The sequence below is a fragment of the Bacillus sp. XF8 genome (assembly GCF_017498755.1).
Taxonomy (GTDB): Bacteria; Bacillota; Bacilli; order Bacillales; family Bacillaceae_G; genus Bacillus_A; species Bacillus_A bingmayongensis.
The window spans coordinates 1-3,647 of sequence record NZ_JAGDQK010000099.1; the positions used below are offsets into that span (position 1 = coordinate 1).

Genomic DNA, 3,647 nt, shown 5'->3' on the forward strand with positions numbered 1-3,647 from the left:
AAATACCCCATATATCATTCTCCTGCTCACACTTTTTCTACAGGTTATCTCAGTTTAGAAATCTTTGCAACAGAACCTAAAGGAAACTACCATTTATTTATGATTCAATCATAATAGGCTAATCCTTTATTCACTTCTTGTATGTCGAAGAAAGAAGGATCAAAATCTAATAAATCCCATTCATCATAGAGTGAATATTGTGGGTGTGAAGGATCTTTTATTGCTTCTAAAAATTCAAGATATCCTGGAATACCCCCAATATCTTCTAATGGGGCTGCATTTTCTCCGCCTATACATGTTACCTCATCAGAGGATTGATCCAGTATATTTTCAACTTGAATCTGTAGCAACCAATGATCTCCAAAGTCGTATACATATTGAAAAATCTGATCCTTCTTTTTGATCTGTTCAAGTAACATGGTTCTACCAGCAAGTAGCATCCGAGATGGCGTCGTCTTTTCCAATGTAGAAAAGGAAATGCTCGAATCAGGTGGAGCCGATATAGCATATTTTCCTACAGTAAATTCAAACAAATGTTGGTGCTCCCACTGAAATAAGCATTGAATCACATCGTGTAAATCAGCAAAAGTTAATTTTGCAGGTAAAATAACCTTTCTCCAAATGGGGAAAGGGCATTCCACTAATTCCAAATGTAATTGATAACATTTCATTCTTGTTTCCTCCCGTCTGAAATAATGGCATATTTCTCATTTTCACTGAAATCATGAGAAATGGATAGTAAAAATCAACGAAAGGAATCAAAAATCATGATATTTTATAAAGAATGCATTAAAATATGCTCAAATTGTGTCTAAATGTACGTTATCAAGACCTAAATTTATAAATGCTTAAAATTAAAAGGCTTACACATATTAGATATGACTAATATGTATAGACCAGCATTGTTTTGCCTAGGTTCTCTTTATAGTAACTAGTCCCTCTTGATTTTTTTCGTGATCCCATTCTACTTGAATTTCGAATGTTCCTTCTTCAAAGAACAAAGGGAATCTTCTACGAATGGATTTTTGCATAGGAAGATTGTAAGCTTCATTGATATTTACCCAAACAGTTTTTCCTTCTGGCGAATCTTTAAGTAAGTCCCCCTTAAAGTCCTTTGTAAAATAGTTAAATATCATATATCGATCTTTGGCGATTAGATTAACATATTCATAAAGTCCTTTATAAACAAGGTTGCTAACTTCAAGACCAGTTTCCTCTTTAACTTCTCTAATAGCACTATCAACAATACTTTCCGGAAATTCTACTTTTCCTCCAGGAGGAATGAATCCTTTGAAATCGTCATGCTGTCTATCGAGGAGTAAAACCTTGTCCTCATTTTGAATCATACATACCGTCCAAATTTTATAATTTATCCCATTATCCATTCTGTTTCTCCCTCATTTTTCATCTGAATTCTACCATGCTATTAAAATAAGAACGAGAGACATCGTTCTTCTCATACCCTAAATTTGTTTATATACATCCGCATATGCTACTTTCAATTGCTCTCGAAGCTGCTTATTTTCCTCTTCTACTTTTTTGATTCTTCGCTTCAATGATGGCATCTTTATTGTTCTCGTCAATCTCTTGCTTAATTTGCTTAGGAGTAGGAACTTGTAATTGTTGCTCACGCAAAGACTCAATTCGTTTCCGTATTTCCATATTATTGTAAAGGGTTGCTTTGCTAACACCAGCTTCACTTCTTGAACTCTCAATCTAACCACCTCCAATAATTTGAACATGAGCTACATAATGAACGAACTATACTAAATATGTAAGCTACAGTTTATGTTTCTAATATTTATAAAAAGAGAGAATATTCGCCTCTATATTGAACGAACAATCCTCTCATCATAATACTCTAATTAACGTACAATTTTCTTTTTTTGATATGGTGCCCCCTACAGATGACCACATTTACTACAACAATGTACAGATTTTACTACGATATGTTTTCTCTGTTTCATTTCTACATCTCCTTAATTTTTCGACAATTCATTGTTATTCTATATTCTCGACCTTATAAAACTTTATAGCCAATTTGTTTTAGTATAGTTTATCTCCTATTTAAACCACATTAATATACCCATATGAAGTATTTAAATGTGGTTTATAACAAGGAAAAAGCGAAAAAATCATTAATATTATTTTTTATAATTACAAATACACACCAAAAGGAGACGAGACGATGATGTATATGAATGATTCATATACAAATAATAAGTAAGCAAGTTCTTCTAACTTATCAGCTCACACAATATATAACTGGGGGAGAATAATATGAAGAAAAAAACACTTATAACAGCTATGGGTATGATACTTACTGTGGGGATTTTCACAGGATGTACGAATCAATCAGATTCTAAAAGTACATCTCATCAACACGAGGCAAAGAACGAAAAAGCAAATAAAGAGAATGAGCATGCAGGTCATAACGAAAAGAAACCACAAGATATGAATGTTTCATGGGATTTGTCACCTTATAATCCAAAAGAAAATCAAAAAGAAAAACTAGCTATTGAAGTGAAAGACAGTCAAAATAAACCGATAGAAGACTTTGAAATTAATCACGAAAAGAAAATGCATTTGATTGTAGTAAGTAAAGATTTATCTTATTTCAATCACATACACCCTACATATGATGGGAACGGAAAGTTCAATGTAGACGTCAGCTTTCCAAAAGGCGGAGAGTATAAATTCATCGCTGACTTTATTCCAAAAGGTGGTTCACAAACTACCCAAACACATACGATTAAAGTAGAAGGGACAGAACAAAAAGTAGGGCCTCTTCAAGCTGACAAATCATTAGTAAAAGTTGCGGATGGAAAAGAAATCACATTGAGTTATGACGGCGAATTAAAACCAAACAAAGAGGTCATGCTGAACTTTAGTATTAAAGATGCAGCTACAAAGAAACCAATTACGGATCTTGAAACATATTTAGGTGCAATTGGGCATGTTGTCATTTTAAGTGAAGATACTGAAAAATACCTTCATGTACATCCAGCCGATTCAAAAACCATGGGACCTGAAGCTATGTTCCACACAGAATTTCCAACAAGTGGAACATATAAGATATGGGCGCAATTCCAGCATAAAGGAAAAGTATTTACAGTACCTTATGTAATTACTATCCCTTAACAATAATCAATAATCTACACTCCATTCTATATTGGAAATAGCAACAGAAAAAGCATCGATTTTTTCGATGCTTTTTTAGCTTTATTACGGAAAGTTATTATCGAATGTGATTTGCATACGGGTCATATAAACCAGTGAGCTATACAACACTTACTGATAAAATTATTGTTCCTACCACTAACAATCCATTAGCAATAATTTTATCGTTCTTTTTGCGTGTGAATATCCCCAGTGAAATAAAAATGGTTCTGGTGCAAAAATCATTTGATAGAGGCATAGAAACCTACATAGACTGTTCAATGGTAGATTATGATGCAATTCCAAATAATTTATGTATGAATCTAACTTCATTTTGAGCAGACTTCACCTGTAAGTGAAGTTGTCTTTTTTTCATCATATGCATGGTTTCAACGCCACTCAATATAGAAGTGGCTGTTTCATATGACTTGAATCCTAACATAGAACGTACACGTTTCTTAATGAAACGGTGATCTTGTTCCACTATA

Annotated in this window: 4 protein-coding genes and 1 pseudogene; 1 reads left to right on the plus strand and 4 read right to left on the minus strand. The window is 33.3% G+C overall.

The window, feature by feature from the left end:
• Positions 1-104: 104 nt before the first annotated feature.
• The 3 genes and pseudogenes from J4P91_RS28465 to J4P91_RS28475 all read right to left on the minus strand — a co-directional run.
• On the minus strand, positions 105-671 hold the full coding sequence (locus J4P91_RS28465; protein ID WP_207996766.1) for a plasmid pRiA4b ORF-3 family protein: 567 nt from the start codon (positions 669-671) through the stop codon (positions 105-107).
• A 240-nt stretch (positions 672-911) separates the two neighbouring features.
• A complete protein-coding gene (locus J4P91_RS28470; protein ID WP_207996767.1) occupies positions 912-1,385 on the minus strand; it encodes an 8-oxo-dGTP diphosphatase in 474 nt (157 codons plus the stop codon).
• A 78-nt stretch (positions 1,386-1,463) separates the two neighbouring features.
• Positions 1,464-1,710, minus strand: a pseudogene (locus J4P91_RS28475) (DUF6262 family protein); the annotation flags it as partial.
• 570 nt (positions 1,711-2,280) lie between these two features.
• On the opposite strand from J4P91_RS28475, the gene J4P91_RS28480 reads away from it, so the two are divergent.
• Complete coding sequence (locus J4P91_RS28480) at positions 2,281-3,141, plus strand: hypothetical protein (RefSeq protein WP_207996768.1); 861 nt, start codon at positions 2,281-2,283, stop codon at positions 3,139-3,141.
• Between the two features lie 307 nt (positions 3,142-3,448).
• Here J4P91_RS28480 and J4P91_RS28485 read toward each other — a convergent pair.
• A partial coding sequence (locus tag J4P91_RS28485; RefSeq protein WP_207996769.1) for a DDE-type integrase/transposase/recombinase occupies positions 3,449-3,647 on the minus strand: 199 nt, incomplete at its 5' end.

What these genes read in the sequence shown, in the direction of transcription:
- J4P91_RS28470 (WP_207996767.1), bottom strand. Translation starts at nt 1,385, where the DNA reads ATGGATAATGGGATAAATTATAAAATTTGGACGGTATGTATGATTCAA.
- J4P91_RS28465 (WP_207996766.1), bottom strand. Translation starts at nt 671, where the DNA reads ATGAAATGTTATCAATTACATTTGGAATTAGTGGAATGCCCTTTCCCC.
- J4P91_RS28480 (WP_207996768.1), top strand. Translation starts at nt 2,281, where the DNA reads ATGAAGAAAAAAACACTTATAACAGCTATGGGTATGATACTTACTGTG.